At 63.3% G+C, this 19,596-nt stretch carries 23 protein-coding genes and 1 other RNA gene; 11 read left to right on the top strand and 13 right to left on the bottom strand.

The features are described 5' to 3' along the window. Position 1 precedes the first annotated feature (1 nt). Positions 2-1,102: a calcium/proton exchanger gene (cax, locus tag OKW20_RS18805; RefSeq protein WP_429174108.1), complete on the bottom strand. Its 1,101-nt coding sequence runs from the start codon at positions 1,100-1,102 to the stop codon at positions 2-4. Positions 1,103-1,373: 271 nt separating this feature from the next. On the opposite strand from cax, the gene OKW20_RS18800 reads away from it, so the two are divergent. Both OKW20_RS18800 and OKW20_RS18795 read left to right on the top strand, forming a co-directional pair. Beyond that, on the top strand, positions 1,374-3,386 hold the full coding sequence (locus OKW20_RS18800) for an ATP-binding protein (RefSeq protein ID WP_429174107.1): 2,013 nt from the start codon (positions 1,374-1,376) through the stop codon (positions 3,384-3,386). A 132-nt stretch (positions 3,387-3,518) separates the two neighbouring features. Continuing rightward, positions 3,519-4,232, top strand: a complete 714-nt coding sequence (locus OKW20_RS18795) for a class I SAM-dependent methyltransferase (RefSeq protein ID WP_429174105.1) — start codon at positions 3,519-3,521, stop codon at positions 4,230-4,232. Positions 4,233-4,253: 21 nt separating this feature from the next. Here the strand turns inward: OKW20_RS18795 and OKW20_RS18790 are convergent, their stop codons facing one another. Beyond that, entirely contained in the window at positions 4,254-4,667 is a 414-nt protein-coding gene (locus tag OKW20_RS18790; protein ID WP_245281695.1) for a winged helix-turn-helix transcriptional regulator, read from the bottom strand. Between the two features lie 160 nt (positions 4,668-4,827). Between OKW20_RS18790 and OKW20_RS18785 the strand changes: the two genes are divergently transcribed. Further along, the gene (locus OKW20_RS18785) at positions 4,828-5,220 is read left to right on the top strand and encodes an MAPEG family protein (RefSeq protein ID WP_429174103.1); all 393 of its coding nucleotides are present in this window, start codon (positions 4,828-4,830) and stop codon (positions 5,218-5,220) included. Positions 5,221-5,338: 118 nt separating this feature from the next. Continuing rightward, a complete protein-coding gene (locus OKW20_RS18780; protein ID WP_402318981.1) occupies positions 5,339-5,740 on the top strand; it encodes a VOC family protein in 402 nt (133 codons plus the stop codon). A 19-nt stretch (positions 5,741-5,759) separates the two neighbouring features. Here OKW20_RS18780 and miaA read toward each other — a convergent pair whose 3' ends face one another. Then, a complete protein-coding gene (gene miaA / locus OKW20_RS18775) occupies positions 5,760-6,671 on the bottom strand; it encodes a tRNA (adenosine(37)-N6)-dimethylallyltransferase MiaA (RefSeq protein ID WP_429174102.1) in 912 nt (303 codons plus the stop codon). Here miaA and serB point away from each other — a divergent pair. Both serB and OKW20_RS18765 read left to right on the top strand, forming a co-directional pair. Then, entirely contained in the window at positions 6,670-7,557 is an 888-nt protein-coding gene (serB, locus tag OKW20_RS18770) for a phosphoserine phosphatase SerB (RefSeq protein ID WP_429174100.1), read from the top strand. The genes miaA and serB overlap by 2 nt on opposite strands. Next, positions 7,554-8,129: a GNAT family N-acetyltransferase gene (locus OKW20_RS18765; RefSeq protein ID WP_429174099.1), complete on the top strand. Its 576-nt coding sequence runs from the start codon at positions 7,554-7,556 to the stop codon at positions 8,127-8,129. Before serB ends, OKW20_RS18765 begins: the two co-directional genes overlap by 4 nt. Before the next feature lie 72 nt (positions 8,130-8,201). Here the strand turns inward: OKW20_RS18765 and OKW20_RS18760 are convergent, their stop codons facing one another. From OKW20_RS18760 to OKW20_RS18715, 10 genes are all read right to left on the bottom strand, one after another. Then, the gene (locus OKW20_RS18760) at positions 8,202-9,107 is read right to left on the bottom strand and encodes a LysR substrate-binding domain-containing protein (RefSeq protein WP_429174097.1); all 906 of its coding nucleotides are present in this window, start codon (positions 9,105-9,107) and stop codon (positions 8,202-8,204) included. 613 nt (positions 9,108-9,720) lie between these two features. Further along, positions 9,721-11,241 carry a DegQ family serine endoprotease gene (locus OKW20_RS18755; protein ID WP_082006127.1) on the bottom strand — a complete coding sequence of 507 codons (1,521 nt, stop codon included), beginning with the start codon at positions 11,239-11,241 and terminating at the stop codon, positions 9,721-9,723. A 271-nt stretch (positions 11,242-11,512) separates the two neighbouring features. Then, positions 11,513-11,899: an ACT domain-containing protein gene (locus OKW20_RS18750; protein WP_043621496.1), complete on the bottom strand. Its 387-nt coding sequence runs from the start codon at positions 11,897-11,899 to the stop codon at positions 11,513-11,515. 6 nt (positions 11,900-11,905) lie between these two features. Further along, a complete protein-coding gene (locus OKW20_RS18745) occupies positions 11,906-12,091 on the bottom strand; it encodes a DUF2065 domain-containing protein (protein WP_034792618.1) in 186 nt (61 codons plus the stop codon). A 7-nt stretch (positions 12,092-12,098) separates the two neighbouring features. After that, the gene (gene hflC, locus OKW20_RS18740) at positions 12,099-13,019 is read right to left on the bottom strand and encodes a protease modulator HflC (protein ID WP_043621493.1); all 921 of its coding nucleotides are present in this window, start codon (positions 13,017-13,019) and stop codon (positions 12,099-12,101) included. Then, positions 13,016-14,134, bottom strand: a complete 1,119-nt coding sequence (hflK, locus tag OKW20_RS18735; protein ID WP_034792611.1) for an FtsH protease activity modulator HflK — start codon at positions 14,132-14,134, stop codon at positions 13,016-13,018. The genes hflC and hflK overlap by 4 nt, the downstream gene beginning before the upstream one ends. A 156-nt stretch (positions 14,135-14,290) precedes the next feature. Then, positions 14,291-14,827, bottom strand: a complete 537-nt coding sequence (locus tag OKW20_RS18730; protein WP_429174096.1) for a dihydrofolate reductase — start codon at positions 14,825-14,827, stop codon at positions 14,291-14,293. After that, on the bottom strand, positions 14,820-15,425 hold the full coding sequence (locus OKW20_RS18725; protein WP_429174094.1) for a glutathione S-transferase: 606 nt from the start codon (positions 15,423-15,425) through the stop codon (positions 14,820-14,822). Before OKW20_RS18725 ends, OKW20_RS18730 begins: the two co-directional genes overlap by 8 nt. 168 nt (positions 15,426-15,593) lie before the next feature. Continuing rightward, on the bottom strand, positions 15,594-16,388 hold the full coding sequence (locus OKW20_RS18720; protein ID WP_429174092.1) for a thymidylate synthase: 795 nt from the start codon (positions 16,386-16,388) through the stop codon (positions 15,594-15,596). Positions 16,389-16,487: 99 nt separating this feature from the next. Then, positions 16,488-16,796, bottom strand: coding sequence for a DUF2853 family protein (locus OKW20_RS18715; protein WP_043621481.1), 309 nt, complete (start codon positions 16,794-16,796; stop codon positions 16,488-16,490). A gap of 146 nt (positions 16,797-16,942) precedes the next feature. On the opposite strand from OKW20_RS18715, the gene ssrA reads away from it, so the two are divergent. From ssrA to OKW20_RS18690, 5 genes are all read left to right on the top strand, one after another. Beyond that, positions 16,943-17,301: a transfer-messenger RNA gene (ssrA, locus tag OKW20_RS18710) on the top strand. Positions 17,302-17,440: 139 nt separating this feature from the next. Continuing rightward, on the top strand, positions 17,441-17,953 hold the full coding sequence (locus OKW20_RS18705; protein ID WP_043621479.1) for an SspB family protein: 513 nt from the start codon (positions 17,441-17,443) through the stop codon (positions 17,951-17,953). Positions 17,954-17,971: 18 nt separating this feature from the next. After that, on the top strand, positions 17,972-18,184 hold the full coding sequence (locus OKW20_RS18700) for a DUF4169 family protein (RefSeq protein ID WP_043621476.1): 213 nt from the start codon (positions 17,972-17,974) through the stop codon (positions 18,182-18,184). Between the two features lie 88 nt (positions 18,185-18,272). Next, entirely contained in the window at positions 18,273-18,509 is a 237-nt protein-coding gene (locus OKW20_RS18695) for a ribbon-helix-helix domain-containing protein (protein ID WP_429174090.1), read from the top strand. Between the two features lie 267 nt (positions 18,510-18,776). Continuing rightward, positions 18,777-19,565 (top strand): hypothetical protein, encoded by a 789-nt coding sequence (locus OKW20_RS18690; protein ID WP_156134195.1) that lies wholly within the window; start codon positions 18,777-18,779, stop codon positions 19,563-19,565. Positions 19,566-19,596: the final 31 nt, after the last annotated feature.

Here is a 19,596-nt window from a genome sequence, read left to right as displayed (position 1 = left end):
CTCAGGGCTGGACCTGCGGCGGCAGCAGGAACAGCGTCATGCCAAAGATCACATAGACGGTGAGCGCCAGCACGCCCATGTACCAGGCGGACCGCCCGCCGTTGGAAAGCAGCGTCGCGGCCATGGTCGAGACCAGCATCATCACGATCGCCCCCGGCCAGAACTGCAGGTCCATCGGTTGCGGCCCGAGCACGTAACTCAGGAGCACCAGCAGCGGCGCCACGAAGAGCGCAATCTGCACGGCGCTGCCGAGCGCAATGCCGACGCTGAGGTCGAGCCGATCCTTGCGCGCCGCGGAGAAAGCCGTCGCCATCTCGGCGGCAGCGCCCACGAGCGCGACGACGACGAAGCCGACAAAGGCCGGCGTCATGCCAAGCTCTTCGGCCGCCACCTGCACCGAGCTGACGAAGACTTCGCTGACGAGCGCCACAAGAACCGTCACCACCAGCAGGACGACGATACCCACCGAAAGCGGCCAATGCGGTTCATCGCCGCCATGCTCCGATGCAGCCGAGGCGAAAAGCTCGCTGTGGGTCTTCAGCGAAAACAGCATCCAGAGCCCATAGACGATGATGAGTACGACGGAGAGACCGGCGCTCAGTTGCTGGGTGAAGGCTGCCTGCGGCTGGCCGTCGGCAGCCCCGATCAACGACGGCACGAGCACGGCAATCGTCGCCATGAACAGCAGGCTCGACAGAAACCGCGCATTCACCCGGTTGAACTCCTGCAGGTGAAACTTCAGTCCGCCGAGAAGAAACGAACCGCCGAGCATGAACAGCGTGTTGGTGACGATCGCACCGGCGATCGAGGCCTTGACCAGCAGATACTGGCCGGCGGCGAGCGCCATCAGCGCAATGACAAGCTCCGTCAGGTTGCCGAGCGTCGCGTTGAGCAGTGCACCCACCGTGTCGCCGGTGCGGGACGCGACCGCCTCCGTCGCCTGGCTCAAAAGTGCGGCCAGCGGCACGATCGCCGCCACCGACAGCAGGAAGAGCAGCGTATGGGCGTCCGGCCAGATATGCTCGCCGGCGATGGCGATGGGCACGAAGACGATCAGCCAGAGAATGGGTGTACGACGAAAATGATCCAGTGCATCGCTCATGGCCGTTTCCCCCTAGCCCCTTGAGCATCCGCAGTCCAAAGCGCCTTCCCGGTCCGCGAGACGAGTCGCTTGAAAGCACTGTAATTATCCCGCGTTCGGCATGAGCCCGCATTGACTTTCGTCAAGTCCTGCAGCCGCGCGTTGAAAGTACGGGCCGGATCGCTCAGATCCGCTGGAGCAGTGCGCGCCTCTTCACGGGGCAAGCGCTGCGAAACCACTTATTAAATCCCATTGGCTAACATGAAGCGCCGTATTGCCGGGGTTTCTCGCGTTGCTGAACAATGAACTTCATTCCTCGATCCGTGCCGGAGAGCAGGATCGCCGTGACGGCCTGAAGCCTGGCAACCGTTTCCTCGGACGGGTGGTTGCCTGCAACGGCGCGCGCGCCACGATTGCCGCCATTGCTGAAAGCGGCGAGACGTCACTGACCGAGCTCTGGTCCGTCGGCCGGCTGATCTCCATTTCCGTCGGCAGGAACCGCGTAGTGGCGCTGGTCTATTCGATGCAGACAGCCTCCAGCGAGTGGGGCGAAGAGGCCAACAACACCTTCCGGATCGAAGTCGAGCTGATGGGCGAGGTCCACAGGGGGCCTGACGGTCGCGAAGAGTTTTCCGCCGGCATCAGCCAATACCCCTATCTCGGCGCCATCGCCCACCGCATCCGCGCTGCCGACCTTGCGCGCATCTACGATTCCGGCCGCAACGACAGCTGCATCATCGGCAAATTGACCCAGGACGAGAGCCTCGACGCCACGATCCACGTGCCCTCGATGCTCGCCAAGCATTTCGCGATCGTCGGCACGACCGGCGTCGGCAAGTCGACCGCCGTCACGCTGCTGCTCAACAAAGCGATATCGGCAGATCCGAAGCTGCGCGTGCTGATCCTCGACCCGCACAACGAATTCGCCGCCGCCTTCCCCGACCTTGCCGTCGTCATCGACACCGATACGCTCGACCTGCCCTTCTGGTTCTTCCGGCTCGACGAGTTCGCCGAGGTGATCTTCCGCGGCCGTCCGGCGCCGCCGGACGAACTCGACATGCTGCGCGACATCATCCCCGAGGCGAAGAAGGCCTTCCGTGGCGGTGGCAGCGACGGCATCGTGCGCCGACAGACCGAAAAGAGCTCGATCACCGCCGACACGCCGGTGCCCTACCGCATCGCCGACCTGCTCGCGCTGATCGACGAGCGCATCGGCCGGCTCGAAGGGCGGAACGACAAGCCGCATCTGCGCTCGCTCAAGGTCAAGATCGTCTCGGCGATCAACGATCCGCGCTATCATTTCATGTTCTCCTCGAACACGATCACCGACACCATCCAGGACACGATCGCCCGGGTGTTCCGCATTCCCGGCGACGGGCGGCCGATCGCCACCTTCCAGCTCGCCGGCATCCCCTCGGAAGTCGTCAACTCTGTTGCCTCAGTGCTTTGCCGCATGGCGTTTGAAATCGGACTCTGGAGCAATGGCGGCATCCACATGCTCGTCGTCTGCGAAGAGGCGCACCGCTACGTTCCGGCCGATCCGTCGCTCGGCTTTCTGCCGACCCGCCAGGCGATCGCCCGCATCGCCAAGGAGGGCCGTAAATACGGCGTCTCGCTCGGCATCATCACCCAGCGCCCCGGCGAGCTCGATCCGACGATCCTGTCGCAGTGCTCGACGGTCTTTGCCATGCGGCTTGCCAACGACCGCGACCAGGACATCATCCGCTCGGCCATTCCGAATTCGTCGACCTCGACCACCAGCTTCATTTCCTCGATCGGCAACGGCGAGGCGATCGCGTTCGGTGAGGCTGTCGCCGTGCCGATGCGCATGCGGTTCTCCCGCATTGCCGAGGAGCGCCTGCCGCGCGCCCACGGGATCATCGACCGCATCGACGAGGACCATCCGCCGACCGTCGACCTGCGCGCGATCGTCAGCCGGATGCGCGCCATCAACGGGCCGGATATTTCGAACTTCCAGCAAAGCTACATCGCTGCACAGACCGCCAGCGAAGAACAACGCTGGGAAGCGGAACTGGGCGCCACGGCAGAAACCAAGCCGCAACAGGGCCTCAGCGAACCACAGGTCGAAATCGAGCCCTATCGTCCGGACATGCTTCCGCGCGCGCCTACTCCCGTCAACCCGGAGCTGGAGCGCTTCAACCAGATCCGCCAGCAGCTCCTGAACGAGCCGCCCGCGACCGACCAACGCCGCCCGGACCCCGCGTCCGGCGAGCGCCCGCGCCAAGGCTCGCTTCGCGAAAGCCTGTTGAAGCGCCCGCTCGGCAGCATCATCCGCAAGCCGTAGTTTGCGGCACCGGCCGACCAGGCAGCACCGCACGTTCGGCCTTGCCCGATCGCGGCACCGGCCGATAGGATAGTCATTTCAATCGCTTCGGCAGCCGAATGGCGCCTTCCGGCGGGCCGCGGAGGAACAATCTTGTCTGAGAACGACTACGACGCCTTTGCGGCAGACTATGATGCCGACAACGAAAACAACGCCTGGAACGCCTATTACGAGCGGCCGGCGACCCTGTCTCTCGCCGGCGACGTCGCCGGCCTTCGGGTGCTCGACGCCGGCTGCGGCGGCGGGGCGCATGCGGCAGCGCTCATCGCGCGCGGCGCCACGGTGACGGGCATCGACCGGAGCGCCGGGCTGCTGGAAATCGCCCGGCGTCGCCTCGAAGGGCGTGCTCGATTACTGCTGGCCGATCTGAGCGAACCCCTGCCGTTCGGCGACGGCGACTTCGATCTCGTCGTGGCATCGCTCGTCATGCACTATCTGGAGGACTGGTCGCTTCCGCTTTTGGAATTCAACCGGGTTCTGGCGAAGGGCGGCCGGCTGGTTCTTTCCACCCATCACCCGTTCATGGACCACCCGCTCTCCGGTCACGACAACTACTTCGAGACCTATCGCTTCGACGATACCTGGGAACGCGGCGGCAGGACCATCCACATGCGCTTCTGGCATCGCCCGCTGCATGCCATGTTCGACGTGTTCAAATCGGCCGGCTTTGCCATCGAAACGGTGAGCGAGCCTGAACCCGATCCGCGCGCGCGCACGCTCTTTCCGAAAGCCTACAAAAGCCTCACGACCGAGCCGCGCTTCCTCTTCTTCTCGCTCGTGAAGGCGGCAGACCGGCAACCCTATTGAAGCCGATTGGACAGGAAAAACTCAGATCCCGAGGATTTCCTCGTGCGCCCCGGTTGCGCCCCAGCGGACGATCTCGGCCAGGATCGGCATCAACGCTCGGCCCTGGTCGGTCAGGCTGTATTCCACCTTGCGCGGCACCACCGGATAGTCCCGACGGCTGATCAGGCCGCGCTCCTCCAGCTCCCGCAATTCGCGGCTGAGAACACGCGGCGTGATCGGTTTTCCAAGCCCGCCCCGAAGCAGCGAGCGCCCAATCTCGCCATAGCGATGCGTGCCGCCTTCGAGCACGCAGAGGATGTGCAGCTTGTAGCGCCCGCCGACGATCCGGGTAAAGGCGATGGCGGGGCAGAGCCGGATATGGCTCATGTCGAGCCCGGTCAGGCTGGACACTTTCGGGCCTACGCCACGTCCGGGTTCCACGGCTTGTTCCGTCATGCAGGCGGCCCTCCGTACTATCCTATTTGTCCGTATTTACGATATCATACCAAAGAGTTAGCGTCCTTCCAGCGAAACATTGCAGGGAGGAAGGCACGATGGCAAAGCGCGACCGGGCGAACTCACTGGCGCCGTCCGAGACGGCTTTCGGAGCGCGGCCATGAGTGTTGAGATGACCGTTCTGGCGCTCGGCTGCGTCTTCGGCATCGTCCAGGTTTTCGTCGCGGCGCAACTCCAGACCCGCCAGCATGGACTCGCCTGGTCGCTCTCGTCGCGCGAGGTGGCCATGCCGCCGCCGACACCCCTGGTCGGCCGGCTGAAGCGCGCACAGGCAAATTTTCTCGAGACTTTTCCCTTCGCTGCGTCCGCGCTGCTGGCGGTCGAAATCACCGGCGCAAACGACGCGACGACGGGACTCGGTGCGATCGTCTGGCTTTCGGCGCGCCTGGCCTTCTGGCTCGCCTATGCGATCGGCATCCCCGTTCTGCGCTCGGCCCTGTTTGCGACCAGCATCATCGGGATCGGACTGGTGCTGTGGCCGCAGCTGGCGTGACGACGACGGTCGGGAGCAACGGTGGAACAATCGGGCAAGCCACCCGTTGTCGTGGCGACACCTTGGGGTAGTATCGCTCAAGAGGCTGTCGAACGGCCGACGAGGACGGGAGCGCGCCATGGTCACAAGCATCACCCCTTTCCTGATGTTCCAGGATGGCGTCGCCGACGCCGCCATGGCCTTCTACGTCTCGCTGTTTCCCAATGCCGAGGTGCTGGAGGTCGAGCGCTACGGCCCGGACGAGCAAGGCCCCGAAGGCAGCGTCAAGGTGGCGCTCTTCCGGCTCGGCGCGCAGCGGGTCAAATGTATCGACAGCCCGGTCAGGCACGCCTTCGACTTCACCCCATCCTTTTCCTTCTTCGTCGAATGCCAGAGCGAGGATGAGATCATCACGCTCTCGGGCATGCTCGCCGAAGGCGGAGCGGTGTTGATGCCGCTCGGCAATTACGGCTTCAGCCAGCGATTCAGCTGGGTCAACGACCGCTTCGGCGTGTCCTGGCAGCTGAACCTCGCCGACTGATCCGCAGCAACGCCGCTCGTCAAAGCACCTCCTCGGCGCTCGCAATGCGCTGCCAGCTGTCGTCGAGCTGGTTACGAAACCACGTCATCTGGCGCTTGGCATATTGCCGCGTGGCCGCAGCGCCCAACTCGACCACCTCGGCCTCGTCGAGTTCGCCCTTCAGAAGGGCTGCGATCTGGCTGACGCCGATCGCCTTCATAACAGGCATTTCCGGCGGCAGCTGGAGGGAAAGCAGCGCCTTGACCTCGTCGATTGCGCCGCCGGCAAGCATCAACTGGAAGCGCCGGTTGATGCGATCGTGCAGGAGCTTTCGCTCCGGCAGCACCACATATTTCTGGGCCCGGCCCGGATCGACGATGACAGGCCCGGTCTGCTGCTGGAAAAAGCGGATCGGCTTGCCGGTCGCCTCCACCACTTCGAGCGCGCGGACGATGCGCTGGCCGTCGCCGGGCTTCAGTGTCGCCGCCGTTTCCGGATCCTTGGTTTGAAGGTCGAGATAAAGCGCCTCCGGCCCTTCCGCCTTCAGCCGATCGCGAAGCCTTTCCCGGATTGCTGCCGGGATTTCCGGCATATCCGAGAGCCCGCCGGTCAGCGCCTTGAAATAGAGCCCCGTGCCGCCGACGAAGACCGGCAAGCGCCCCTCGCCCTTCAGCCGCGCGACCAGAGCCTGCGCCTCGCGCGCCCAGGCGCCGGTGGAATAGGCGGATGCTGCCGGCACATGGCCGTAAAGACAGTGCTCGATGCCGCCCATGTCGGCCTCGTCCGGCCGCGCCGTCAAAAGCCGCAGCGTGTCGTAGACCTGCATGCTGTCGGCATTGACGACCACGCCGCCGTGCCGGCGCGCCAGTTCGACGGCAAGCGCAGACTTGCCGCTGGCGGTCGGCCCGGTTATCAGGATCGCGTCGCTCTCGGTATCAAGGTTGTTGTCCATGGCTCTCGTTGCCACGCTTATCGCCAATCCGTCAAATCCTGTTCTGACGCCAGCACTGGCGGAAGCCGCCGCTGACGCCGTCAAGGCATCCGGCCTCTATTGGCTCGCCGATGGCATCGCCTGCGATATCGCGCTGACCGACGGCACCGATCCGGATGCAGCCGAAACCCTGCTGCGCGGGGTGATCGGCGATGCGCCGGTCGATGTCGCCGTGCAGGAGGCCGAGAGCCGCCGCAAGAAGCTGCTCATCGCCGACATGGACTCGACCATGATCGGCCAGGAATGCATCGACGAACTCGCCGCAGAAGTGGGCCTGAAAGACAAGGTGGCAGCGATCACCGCCCGCGCCATGAACGGCGAGATCGCCTTCGAGCCGGCCCTCATCGAACGCGTCGCACTGCTAAAGGGTCTGCCGCTCGGTGTCGTCGACGAGGTCATCGCCAAGCGCATCACGCTGACCCCGGGCGGTAAACAACTGATCGCGACAATGAAGAACAAGGGCCATTACACCGCGCTCGTCTCCGGCGGCTTCACCGTTTTCACCGGCCCGATCGCCGAGATGCTCGGCTTTGACGAGAACCGCGCCAACACGCTGATCGCCGAAGACGGGATCCTCACCGGCGAAGTCGCCGATCCTATCCTCGGCAAGCAGGCCAAGGTCGACTCGCTGGTCGAGATCGCAGACCGCCTCGGCATCTCCACCGACGATGCGCTTGCTGTCGGCGACGGCGCCAACGATCTCGGCATGATCCAGCTTGCCGGCACCGGCGTGGCGCTGCATGCCAAGCCCGTCGTTGCCGAGCAGGCGAAGGTCCGCATCGACCACGGCGACCTCACCGCCCTTCTCTATCTGCAGGGCTATCGCAAGACGGATTTCGCCGGATGATCATTGCCGAGACCGAGCGGCTTCGCATCCGGACGTGGAAGGAGAGCGACCGCGCGCTCTTCTTCACGATCAACAGCGACCCCACGGTGATGGAGTTCTTTCCCTTCCGCCGCAGCCGCGAACAGGCCGATGCGCTCTTTGCGCGCGTCGGCCGCGGTATCGCCGAAACCGGCTTCGGTTTCTTCGCCGTGGCGCTCAAGGCCGACGACCGACCGATCGGCTTCTGCGGCCTCGCGCTCACCGATCTGGAGCCGCACCTGCCCACGGGAACGGTCGAGATCGGCTGGCGGCTGGCAACGCCCTTTTGGGGCAAAGGCTACGTCACCGAAGCGGCCAACGCCCTGCTGCGCTATGGCTTCGAGGACAGGGGCTTGAGCGAGGTCGTCTCCTTCGCGGTTCCCGCCAACACCCGCTCGACGGCCGTGATGCAACGGATCGGCATGCACCGCGACCCAAGCCGCGACTTCGATCACCCCCGCGTCCCAACCGACCAGCCGGCCCTGATCCGGCATGTGCTCTATGCCATCAGCGCCGAGGAATGGTGGGCGCACCGTTCACAGGCTGGGACGTAAGCCGCCGCACTGCCCTGCCGGACATTTCTTCCCGCAAGCCGAGGGAGAGACACCAGTGGCAGACGCCGGCGCTTACCGTGCCTGCCGCCCCGCCCCCGGATAGCTTCGCTCGACCCAGTCGACAAAAGCCCGCGCCGCCTGCGACAACGCCTCGAAACGTCGCGTCACCAGAAAGAATGCGCCATAGGGCACGGTGACGTTGAAGGGCTGGATCAGCCTTCCGGCCGCAAGATCGTCGAGCGCGTGGTCACGGTCGATCAGGCCGACGCCGCTGCCCCTGACGGTCGCCTGCAGCACCATCGCGCCATCGGCAAAGATCGCGCCGCGCTCCAGCTTGACCGGAGCCACGCCCGCGGCCGCGAACCATTGCTCCCAGAGCGCACGGTTGTCTTCGTGCAGAAGCGCATGCTGCAAAAGGTCCTCGGGCCGGTCGAGCGGCCGGCCGGCCGTGGCAAGTGCCGGCGCGATCACCGGGATCATCTGCACGCGCGCCAGCGGTCGCGCCTCGACCCGCGGCCAGCGTTCCGAGGCCAGACTGTGGCGAATGGCGATGTCGGCCTCGCCGCTGCGAAACTCGGCAAGTCGCGGATCGGCATCGATCACCAGATCGATGTCCGGGTGCTCCCGCTGGAACTCCTGAAGATGCGGCACCAGCCAGCAGCCGGTAAAGGATGGCTCTGCGCTCACCTTCAGCGTCTGCGACAGTCGGCGTCCGGACAGCGCATCGAGACTTTCGCTCACCATGTCGAAGGCCAAGGTCAGCGTCGCAAGCAGCGCACGGCCATCGGCAGTCAGCGCCACACTGCGGTGGTGCCGCTCAAACAGCGGCCTGCCAACCAGTTCCTCGAGTTCCCGCACTTGGCGGCTGATCGCGGCCTGAGAGACGAAGAGTTCGGCCGCGGCCAGCGTAAAACTCTCCAGCCGCCCGGCCGTCTCGAAACTCCGCAACGCCGTCAAGGGCAGTCGTCCACGCTTCATGCATAACCTCAAGTTATCTGAAGGCGACTGTAAACTCGTTTGAGGGATCCCGGCAAGTGGAGTGAAATGCTTGCAGGAAAGGAGGTGCGGCAATGCATACGATCATCGAAATTCTGTTCGAAGCTCTCAGGCTGATGACTTTCCAGCCGACACGCAAGTCGTCCCCGCACCCCACGCAAGCGAGCAACGACTGCTGAAGGAAAGGCACCTCACCGCTTCGGGAATGCCCCCTCAGCCCAGCCCTCTCCCCGCCGACGGGAGAGGGAACGTACGCCACCGCGAACGCTCTGCTGCGGCACGATCTGAGAAGTCACGGGATCGCTCAGAGAGTGTTGCATGGCGCAGGTCTGCGAGCGGGCGCGGCAACGTCCCTTCTTCCTGCAATCGGCGAGAAGGTCCCGGCAGCGAAATGAGGGGCTGCGCCTGATACACATTACAAGCGCACTGCGGCCCGTCGAGCGGACCGCAGCCTTGAATCAAAACCTGAGGACGTGGATTCAGCTTCTCAGCCCCAGAGGCGATACCACTGAAAAGACTCAGACAATCGACCTCGACCGAAGCAGTGCTGCGGCATCGATCCGATGCCGCAGGATCAGGGGAGGCGCGACGCGCCCTATTCCACCCTGACACTGACGAAGCGCAGTTCGCCGGTCTTGTTGGAGAGCAACAGCTGCGCGTGGCGACGGCCGCTGGATTTCAGCTCCTCGACCCGATCGACCACGTCGGCGGGCGTCTCCATCGCCTCCTGACCGACCTCGACGATAACGTCGCCCGGCTCCACGCGCCGCTCTGCCGCGACCGAATTCGGTGTCACCTCGGTGATCACGACGCCGTCGATGTCCTCGGCGATGCCGTATTTCTTGCGCGCCTCTTCGTTGAGTGTCGCAAGCTTCATGCCGAGCACGACATCGGTCGCTGGAAGCGGTGCAGCCTCCGGCTTGTCGGGCTTCGCCCCCTCGTCGCCGGTCGCCGCGTCAGCACTTGCAAGCGCGCCATCCTCAAGGCGTCCGAGCGTAACCTTGACCGTCTGTTCCTTGCCGTCACGGATCACCACCACATCGACCGCCTTGCCGACGGGGCTTTCGGCGACCACGCGTTTCAGGTCGCGCACCTCGCCGACATCATGGCCATCGAATTTGACGATGACGTCGCCGGCCTTGATCTCGCCGTGCGTGATCGGTCCGCCCTCGATGATGCCGGAAACGAGCGCGCCGCGCGGCGCGTCCATCTTCAGGCTCTCGGCGATATCGTCGTTCACCGGCTGGACCCGCACGCCGAGCCAGCCGCGCCGCGTCTCGCCGAAGTCCTTGAGCTGCAGCACCACATTGGCGGCAAGTTCAGTCGGCACGGAGAAGCCGATGCCGATCGAACCGCCCGTCGGCGAGATGATCGCCGTGTTGATGCCGATCACTTCGCCCGCCATGTTGAACAGCGGCCCGCCGGAATTGCCGCGGTTGATCGCAGCGTCCGTCTGGATGAAATTGTCATAGGGGCCGGCGTTGATGTTGCGGCCGCGCGCCGAGATGATGCCGACGGAAACGGAGCCGCCGAGGCCGAACGGGTTGCCGATCGCCATTACCCAGTCACCGATGCGCATCTTGCGCGAATCCCCGAAGGGCACGGCCTTCAACGGCCCTTTCGGTTCGACCTTCAGGACGGCGAGGTCGGTTTGGGTATCCTTGCCGACCAGCGTGGCCTTCAGCTTGCTGCCATTGGCGAAGTTGATCTCGATATCGTCGGCGCCCTCGATCACGTGGTTGTTGGTGACGATATAGCCGGAGGGATCGATGACGAAGCCGGAGCCGAGCGATTCGACCGTGCGCTGCCGGTTACCGCCCTGATTGCCCTGGCCCTTGAAGAATTCGTCGAAATAGCGCTGGTAGGGCGAGCCCTCCGGCACCTGCGGCGCCGGCGCATCGTCGTCGTTCTTGACCTTCTGCGACGTCGCGATGTTGACGACGGCATCCAGCAGTCCGGCGGCGAGATCGGCAACGGAGGCCGGGCCATTGCTCGGCGGGCGGATCGCCGTGTTCTGCGCGAGTGCGGTGCTGCTGAAGGCAAGCGCGCCTGCGAGCGCCAGAACGCCCAGGGACGCGCCAAGCGAGTGTACTCGGGATTTTGATCGCGTGGACAATTCGCTTCAGCTCCTCTGGCTGTGTGCGGCGACACCGGCACACCATAGCACTTTGATTCTTCGCATAATTCCGCCTCGACCGAAACCGCCGGCCGGGCTTATGCGGCGGATTTGACAAACGCAAGCCACAAGACCGCAACGTCCGACCTTCCTCTGAAGATAAGGCGGAATTCGGAAGGGTCCAAACACGATTTCCTGATCCTTGCGCAGAAGGGTGCGAAAGGACGGGCGTTCCCGGCCAAGCCGTTACGTCGAGGCCGGGCGCGACTGATCAGGTGGTGAGCTCGTGGCCGTGGTCTTTCAGCGCCTGCACCGCCTTGTCGAGATCGGAGCCGGCAACGAAGATGTAGTCGGTGCTGAAGGTCGAATTGGCAAAGACGCCGACACCGGCGTCCGAAAGCGGCCGGAGCACCGAGGCGAGCACGCCGGGCACGTCAAAGGCAAAATGCTGCTCGACACGGAAGCAGCGCCAGCCGAGCGAACTCTGGACGCTGGAAGGCACGCGGGCGGCCCGGCAGACCAGCGTCATCTCCTCGCGGGAGCTCGACACGGTCCAGAAGCCTGGCCCCGGCAGCCATTCGGGCATGATGGAACCGATATTGAGGCGGGTGATGGCGTATTCGGCATCGACCAGCCGGATCAGCAGTTTATGTGGCATTTCGCATTATCCTCGAAGCAACCATACAAGTCCGACCCCGGCAGCCACGCAAACGAGCCCCGCCAGTCGAAGCTGATGTTCGGGGACATACGGCAAACGCTTCGCCATTTCCACCAAAACCAAAGGGGCCAGTGCGTACACCAGCCCCTCGATGATCAGGAAGAAAGCAAATCCTGTCAGAAAATCTGACATGGTCCGCCTAGTTTCCGGCCGGCTGCTGCGCAGGTGCAGCCGGTGCGGTGCCTTCCGAGTCATTGAAGAAACGGAAGAATTCGGAATGCGGCGACAGCACCAGCGTCGTGTCGGGGCTACCGATCGACTGGGTATAGGCCGTCATCGAACGGTAGAATTCGAAGAACTTCGGATCGCGCGCAAAGGCGTCGGCAAAGGTCTTCGTCCGTTCGGCTTCGCCCTCACCGCGCAGGATTTCCGAATCGCGCTGGGCGTCGGCGACGATCTCGACGACCTGACGGTCGGCGATGGCGCGGCGGCGCTGGCCTTCTTCGTTACCGCGGGCGCGGATCAGTTCGGCTTCCGCCAGACGCTCAGCCTTCATGCGGTCGTAGGTCTGCTGCGAAACTTCCTGCGTCAGGTCGGTACGACGGATGCGGACGTCCTCGATGTTGAGGCCGAGCGACTCGGCATCGCCTTTGAGGTCGGCGCGAACTTCACGCATCATCGATGCGCGCTCGTCCGAAAGGGCAGCCTCGAAGCCACGCAGACCGTAGACGCGACGCAGCGATGCGTCGAGACGGGTGCGCAGGCGCGATTCCGCAGAATCGCGGTCGCCCGAGACCGTTTCGCGGAAGCGACGGGGATCGGAGATCTTGTAGACGACGAAGGCGTCGACTTCATAGAACTTGCCGCCCGAGACCTGGACACGGATGTTGTCGAGGTCGAAGCGCAGTGCCTGGTCTTCGACATACTGGACGCGGTCGGCATCCATGAAGGCGAAGGGCAGCTTGAAGTAGAGGCCCGGCTGGCTCTTGACGTCCTTGATCTGACCGAAGCGCACGACGATCGCCTGCTGGCGCTCGTTGACGACGAAGACCGAGGAATAGATACCGACGAAGACGACGGCGAGCAGGATCAGGATAACGGAGGTACGATTGTTGATCACTGGCCTGCTCCCGAAACTGCTGCGGCACCCGACGTCGTCGGACGACCGATTTCATTCAGCGGCAGATATGGCAGAACGCCCTGCCCGTTCTTCTCGTCGATGATGACCTTCTTCGACTTGCCGAGAACGCCCTGCATGGTTTCGAGATAGAGACGCTTGCGGGTCACGTCAGGCGCCTTGGAGTACTCGTCATAGACGGAGATGAAGCGCTGCGCCTCACCCTGTGCTTCCTTGACGACACGGTCCTTGTAGGCGGCCGCTTCTTCGCGGATCTGCGCACCCTGACCGCGTGCCTTGCCGAGCACCTGGTTGGCATACTGGTTGGCTTCTTCGACGAAGCGGTCTTCGTCCTGCTCGGCGCGCTGCACTTCGTCGAACGCATCGGCCACTTCGCGCGGCGGTGCGGCGTCCTCGATCGCGACCGTGTTGACGGAAACGCCGGTACCGTAGGTGTCCATCGTTGCCTGGATCGTGCTCTTCACGTCCGCGGCGATCGCCTGACGGTTGTCACGGAAGATGTCCTGCGCCGGACGGCGGCCGACGACTTCGCGCATCGCGCTTTCGGCGACCTGCTGCAGCGTGTCGGACGGGTTCTCGACGTTGAAGAGGTAAGCCTTCGGATCGGTGACCGAATAAAGCACCGAGAACTGGACGTTGACGATGTTCTGGTCGCCGGTCAGCATCAGGCCGGAATTCGACTGACCGCTGGAGCGCCCGCCGATGTTCTGCTGCTGCTCGGTGATCTTGACGAATTCGACGGTCTCGAATGGCCAGAAATGATAATGCAGGCCAGGCATCGAGATCTCGTCCTTCGGCTTGCCGAAGCGCATCTCGACGCCGCGCTCGTCCGGCTGCACCGTGTAGATCGAATTGATCAGGACAAAACCGACGATCAGCAAGCCGATAATGGCGAAGACGCCACCATTGAAGCCGCCGGGAACGACGTTCTTAAGCTGGTCCTGGCCACGGCGGATGATCTCTTCCAGATCCGGCGGGCCGCCCTTGCCGCCACGCGGCCGGTTTGGCCCCTGGCCCCAGGGACCTCCCTGATTGCCGCCACCGCCGCCGCCGCCCCATGGGCCACCGCCGCCGCCATTCTGATTGCTCCAGGGCATCAAAACCTCTCTTTTGAATACTTCCCACGCAAAACGGCCGCGCCACCGCACGGTCGTTTATGATGTGAAACCGTTATAGGTATCACCCGCACCGCTTTCAACGCGATAGACCCGAGTTCACCGTAAATGGTTCAAAATAGTTGACGATCCGCCGCGTCAGGCTGTCGCACGCCGCTTAAACGTGACGAAATGCATGGCGTGGCTGTCCTTCTCACCCTGCGGCAGATCCTCTTCGAACGCCTTCTCGAACACGCCGGGATCGATATCAGGGAAGCGCGTATCGCCATCCACGGTCGCCTGAACCTCGGTCACGTGCAGGATATCGGCCAGCGCAATCGACTGGCGGTAGATCTCGCCACCGCCGATCACGCAGATCTCGCCCACGCCCGCAGCCTGCGCCTCTCGGCCCGCAAGCGCGATCGCCGCATCGAGCGACGGCACGACACTTGCCCCTTCCGCGACAAAATCCGCGTTGCGGGTGATGACGATATTGGCACGGCCGGGAAGCGGGCGCCCGAGCGACGCCCAGGTCTTGCGCCCCATGACCACGGGCTTGCCGATCGTGAGCGCCTTGAAGCGCTTGAGGTCGGTCGAAAGCCGCCAGGGCAGATCGCCATCGCGGCCGATGACGCCGTTGGCGGCAACGGCGACGACGATCGATATTTTCGGATGAGTGGTCTTCGTTTCAGTCATGGAACCCGTTCGGTTTGCTGTCGATTTCTATGGCCCGGTCATGGGCGGCCCGGTCCGTCACGACGCGGATGTAGCGATCGACGACTGTGCTTTCCGGAAGTAACTTGCGCATCCACTGCAGCGCGCTTGCTAGAAGCAGATCGGCCGCACTCATCGTTTCGCCGAGCAGATAGGTCTGGCGGGTGAGCACATCGATCACATGGGCGCACATTTCGCTATAGAGCCGCGCCTGCGCCGGGTTATTGATGGTCGCGCCCGAGATATGGGCGAGCGCCGTCGGCTCGATCACGCCTGCATAATAGGCGAGCCAGGAGAGATAGGCGCCGCGCTCCTTGTGTCCGGGCGGCCGGCCGAGGCTGCAGTTGGGATGAAGGTCGGTGAGATATTGCACGACCGCGGCCGACTCCCAGATCACCGCGCCATTATGAATGAGCGCCGGCACCTGCTTGTGCGGATGCGGGTTGTTGTCGTCGGGCGCGCCGGATCCGTCCCAGCGGCGGATCGAGACGTAGCGGATCTCGTATTCCGCGCCCAGCTCCTCAAGCAGCCAGACGATGCGCGAGGATCGCGACAGCGGCGCATGGACGAGTGTGAGCATCGATACCTCCCTTGGACGACAGCCCTCCCCGGCCGCCCCTCAGCTTTGGATTGCCGGCCCCTGCGCTTGTGGGCGACGGAAGCACCTGCCCCGCCCGAAGGGTGGCGCGGCATCGGCATCGAGAAGAATTCAGAAATGCGGACCGGCCACCCGCAGCATCAGGATATGTCAGACGGCGATCGGCGCCTTGATCGATGAATCGGCTTCGTAGCCGACGAGCGTAAAGTCTTCGAAACGGAAGGAAAAGAGATCTTTCACGTCTGGATTGATTTCCATCCGCGGCAGCGCCTTCGGCGTGCGGGTGAGCTGCAGCCGGGCCTGTTCGAAATGGTTGTGGTAGATGTGCGCGTCGCCGAGCGTGTGCACGAAATCGCCCGGCTTCAGGCCCGTCACCTGCGCCACCATCATCGTCAAAAGCGCATAGGAGGCGATGTTGAAGGGCACGCCGAGAAAGATGTCGGCCGAGCGCTGGTAGAGCTGGCAGGAGAGTTTGCCGTTGGAGACGTAGAACTGGAACAGGCAATGGCAGGGTGGCAGCGCCATCTCGTCGACCAGTGCCGGGTTCCAGGCCGAGACGATGTGGCGGCGCGAATTCGGGTTGGTCTTCAGGCTTTCGACAAGGCCGGCAATCTGGTCGATGTGGCGTCCGTCCGGCGCCGGCCAGGAGCGCCACTGGTAGCCGTAGACCGGGCCGAGGTCGCCGTTCTCGTCGGCCCATTCGTCCCAGATGGTGACGCCGTTTTCCTTGAGGTAGCGGATATTGGTATCGCCCTTCAGGAACCACAGCAGTTCATGGATGATCGAGCGCAGGTGCAGCTTCTTGGTCGTCAGCACCGGGAAGCCCTCGGAAAGGTCGAAGCGCATCTGGTGGCCGAAGACCGAGCGCGTGCCCGTTCCGGTCCGGTCGCCCCGGTCGGATCCGTTGGTCATCACGTGGTCGAGAAGATCGAGATATTGCTGCATGGTCTGGCGCCGCCGATTCGTATTTTCCCTAAATTTAGGACGAAGCCGGCGGCGAACCAATGACCACGGGACGATTATCCCGGATAATTCGGCGGGGCGCTACAAGGTCTGCAGCTTGCCGAGGTTCTTGGCCACCAGATAATAGAAGGTGACGCGCGATTTCGACCGGTCCGCCGACATCGCCTTGACGGTGGCGTCGATCGCGCTGTCCGCATCGGCGCCGCTGATGCCGAGCTTCTTTTCGCACCATTTCTCCCTGACCCGCTCGAGCTCCTTCGGATCCGACGCCGAAACGAGCGAGGAATCCCGGTTGCGAAGCGCGATGCCAAGGTGGCGCACGATCTTGTTGACGATCGCTTCGTCGGCGCCGCTGTCGTATTTCTGCACATCTGCGAGGTAGTCCGTCATGAGGCCTCCAGCTTGCTTTGCTTTTCGAAATTGCAGCCGGAGAATGCCGGCCGCGTGGCAGCAGCGGGAGTTTTTCACGGATGCCGGTCAAGTCAAGGCAGTTCGGCGCGAGCCAGTCCGGGAGAAAGTCATATATCCGACACATCCCCCTTTTCTTGAGCCCCAGAAAGACCTATATGAACCCTGCCGTCTTCGGGCGGCTATGGCAATAAACGGGCGATGAAATAAACCCATTGGACCCGGGGGCGGTACCCGGCGCCTCCACCAAAAACCGATCTTCCGGGATCGGCTTTTGATGGGGGCGAAATAGGATCGACAAGGGCGTAAAGATCGACTTTTTGCTCGGCATTGTACCACCGTTATCGGGCTAAACTTATAGTTGCAAACGACAACTATGCTGAAGCACGTCTCGCTGCTTAATCGCGGTGCGACACTTCAAATCAAGTCCTTCCGGGTAGCACCGTAAGGCGGGGTCCGAAGGCACCTGGCAACAGAAGCCTTCACCTTCTCCCCCGCTTCGAAATGGTCTATAGATGCTTGAATAATTGACTCGTCTGCTTCAGACGGGCAATGAAAAGCCGACGGCAAGACGTCGTGCCGGCAGCCGACAAGTAAGATTGAGTTCGAGGAAAGACGGGACACTCATGGGCCAGGACCACATCCGCTACGACATTCTGGCACAGGACGCGCTCCGCAGCGTCATCCGCAAGGTTTTGACCGAAGTCGCGACGACCGGCCACCTGCCGGGCGAACACCATTTCTTCATCACCTTCCTCACCGGCGCGCCGGGCGTGCGCATCTCGCAGCACCTGAAAGCCAAGTATCCCGAACAGATGACCATCGTCGTCCAGCACCAGTTCTGGGAGCTGAAGGTCACGGACGTCGGCTTCGAGATCGGCCTCTCCTTCTCCGACACGCCGGAACGGCTGGTCATCCCGTTCAACGCCATCCGCGGCTTCTACGACCCCTCGGTCAATTTCGAACTGGAGTTCGACGTGGCGGCCGGCGAGGAGGAAGAACAGGAATCGGCGGAGATCACCGCCTACCCCGTTCCGGAAGAAAATGCCGAGACCTCGGCCAAGGACGACAAGCCCACCGAGCCGAAGAACGGCGGCGGCTCCGTCGTCTCGCTCGATTCCTTCCGCAAGAAGAACTGATCCGAGGAGCCGCGGCTCATGACCGGCGACGTCGTCAATCTGCGCCAGTTCCGCAAGCGCCGCGAGCGCACGGAAAAGGAAAAGCAGGCCGAGCAGAACCGCATCTCCTTCGGCCGTACCAAGGCCGAAAAATCCCTGACGAAGGCGCTGAACGACAAGGCGGAAACCCGCCTTGACCAGGGCCGCATCGAGCGCCCTGCCGCAGACGAAGGCGACGCCGGCAAGGACTGAGCCCGCAAAAGCGATTCCGGAGCAAGGACTTGCGGCGATGTCCGGACTCGAAATGCCAATCCCTTGAATCAATCTCTAAGGCCGGGCGATGATCCGTAAGCATTCCGCGACGCTCCACGGCCACCGCACCAGCTTCTCGCTCGAAGACGCCTTCTGGCAGGAACTGAAGACGATTGCCGCGAGGCGCGAGATGCCGCTCGCCCAGCTGATCGCCGAGATCGACGACCAGCGCACGCCCGACAGCAATCTCTCCTCGGCACTGCGCGTCTATGTGCTCGAATGGCTGAAATCGAACGTGCCTGCCCTCTCTACCGAGCCGCGCTGATCCCGCCACAGCACCGGACCACGGGCCCGAGTCCGCCTCATCAGATCCCACGCGACTGTGTGGCGCCTGCAACAGCAGGGGCCATTTCGTCAGCCAAGGATTGCACTGGCGGTGGAAATTGGTTGTTTTCGGAATCGCTTATATAAAGATGGCCATGTTGGAGGCGGCGGCTTCTGCCGTCGATACGCACAACTCTTATGAGTAAGCAGGACCGGACGGAAAACGCGCGCATCGTTTCCCAGGGACTGCGCAAGCGGGAGGCGTTTCATGAGTATCTCTACGCGACTGGGCCTTGCGGCCTGCCTGAGCCTGGTTCCCTTTCTGCCTGTTCATGCCGCCGATATCACGCCGCTGATGGCGCCCGCGGCCCCCGTGGAAGAAACCGAGAGCGGCTGGCAATTCACCTTCGCGCCCTATTTCTGGATGGCGGGTCTCTCCGGCGACACAGCGCAATTCGGGCTCCCGACCGTTCACATCGATTCAAGCTTCAGCGACATCTGGAGCAATCTCGACTTCGCCGCCATGGCAACCCTGGAGGCGCGAAAGGACCGGTTCAGCATCTTTGGCGACCTGATTTATACGAAGCTCTCCGGCGACGGCAAAGCGCGTGGCATCTTCACCGATACCGTCGATGTGGAATCGGAGACCTTCGCCGGCCTCATTGGTGTCGGTTACACGGTCTTTGAGGATCAGAACTCGCATCTCGACGTGGTCGGCGGCGCCAGGATCTGGTCGGTCAACACCACCATGTCCTTCCAGGGCGGCCCGCTCGACGGTATCAGCCGCGATGACCGCAAGACCTGGGTCGACGGCATGGTGGGCGTGCGCGGCAACTACTTCTTCACCCCGGAAATATACCTGACCGGCTGGGGCCTGGTCGGTGGCGGCGGCGCCGACGTCGACTGGGACGTCGGCCTTGGCCTCGGCTACCGTTTCAACGACACGATCTCGGCGATTGCCGGTTATCGAGCGCTGGGCGTCAACTACGACAATGACGGCTTCATATTCGACGTGGTCCAGCAAGGTCCAATCCTCGGACTGTCCATCCGCTTCTGAGGGAAAAGCGCGCCTGGACACCGGCAAGCCA

It is taken from the genome of Ensifer sp. LBL (genome assembly GCF_050435225.1).
Taxonomy (GTDB): Bacteria; Pseudomonadota; Alphaproteobacteria; order Rhizobiales; family Rhizobiaceae; genus Ensifer.
The sequence above is the reverse complement of the archived record's forward strand: the minus strand, read 5'-3'. Positions and strand labels throughout refer to the sequence as shown.

Bases quoted from the DNA above. Each gene is read 5' to 3' on its own strand.
- cax (WP_429174108.1), bottom strand. From the start codon at position 1,102: ATGAGCGATGCACTGGATCATTTTCGTCGTACACCCATTCTCTGGCTG.
- OKW20_RS18790 (WP_245281695.1), bottom strand. From the start codon at position 4,667: ATGACGGAACAAGCCGTGGAACCCGGACGTGGCGTAGGCCCGAAAGTG.
- OKW20_RS18785 (WP_429174103.1), top strand. From the start codon at position 4,828: ATGAGTGTTGAGATGACCGTTCTGGCGCTCGGCTGCGTCTTCGGCATC.
- OKW20_RS18780 (WP_402318981.1), top strand. From the start codon at position 5,339: ATGGTCACAAGCATCACCCCTTTCCTGATGTTCCAGGATGGCGTCGCC.
- serB (WP_429174100.1), top strand. From the start codon at position 6,670: ATGGCTCTCGTTGCCACGCTTATCGCCAATCCGTCAAATCCTGTTCTG.
- miaA (WP_429174102.1), bottom strand. From the start codon at position 6,671: ATGGACAACAACCTTGATACCGAGAGCGACGCGATCCTGATAACCGGG.
- OKW20_RS18765 (WP_429174099.1), top strand. From the start codon at position 7,554: ATGATCATTGCCGAGACCGAGCGGCTTCGCATCCGGACGTGGAAGGAG.
- OKW20_RS18760 (WP_429174097.1), bottom strand. From the start codon at position 9,107: ATGAAGCGTGGACGACTGCCCTTGACGGCGTTGCGGAGTTTCGAGACG.
- OKW20_RS18750 (WP_043621496.1), bottom strand. From the start codon at position 11,899: ATGCCACATAAACTGCTGATCCGGCTGGTCGATGCCGAATACGCCATC.
- OKW20_RS18745 (WP_034792618.1), bottom strand. From the start codon at position 12,091: ATGTCAGATTTTCTGACAGGATTTGCTTTCTTCCTGATCATCGAGGGG.
- hflK (WP_034792611.1), bottom strand. From the start codon at position 14,134: ATGCCCTGGAGCAATCAGAATGGCGGCGGCGGTGGCCCATGGGGCGGC.
- OKW20_RS18730 (WP_429174096.1), bottom strand. From the start codon at position 14,827: ATGACTGAAACGAAGACCACTCATCCGAAAATATCGATCGTCGTCGCC.
- OKW20_RS18725 (WP_429174094.1), bottom strand. From the start codon at position 15,425: ATGCTCACACTCGTCCATGCGCCGCTGTCGCGATCCTCGCGCATCGTC.
- OKW20_RS18720 (WP_429174092.1), bottom strand. From the start codon at position 16,388: ATGCAGCAATATCTCGATCTTCTCGACCACGTGATGACCAACGGATCC.
- OKW20_RS18715 (WP_043621481.1), bottom strand. From the start codon at position 16,796: ATGACGGACTACCTCGCAGATGTGCAGAAATACGACAGCGGCGCCGAC.
- OKW20_RS18705 (WP_043621479.1), top strand. From the start codon at position 17,441: ATGGGCCAGGACCACATCCGCTACGACATTCTGGCACAGGACGCGCTC.
- OKW20_RS18700 (WP_043621476.1), top strand. From the start codon at position 17,972: ATGACCGGCGACGTCGTCAATCTGCGCCAGTTCCGCAAGCGCCGCGAG.
- OKW20_RS18695 (WP_429174090.1), top strand. From the start codon at position 18,273: ATGATCCGTAAGCATTCCGCGACGCTCCACGGCCACCGCACCAGCTTC.
- OKW20_RS18690 (WP_156134195.1), top strand. From the start codon at position 18,777: ATGAGTATCTCTACGCGACTGGGCCTTGCGGCCTGCCTGAGCCTGGTT.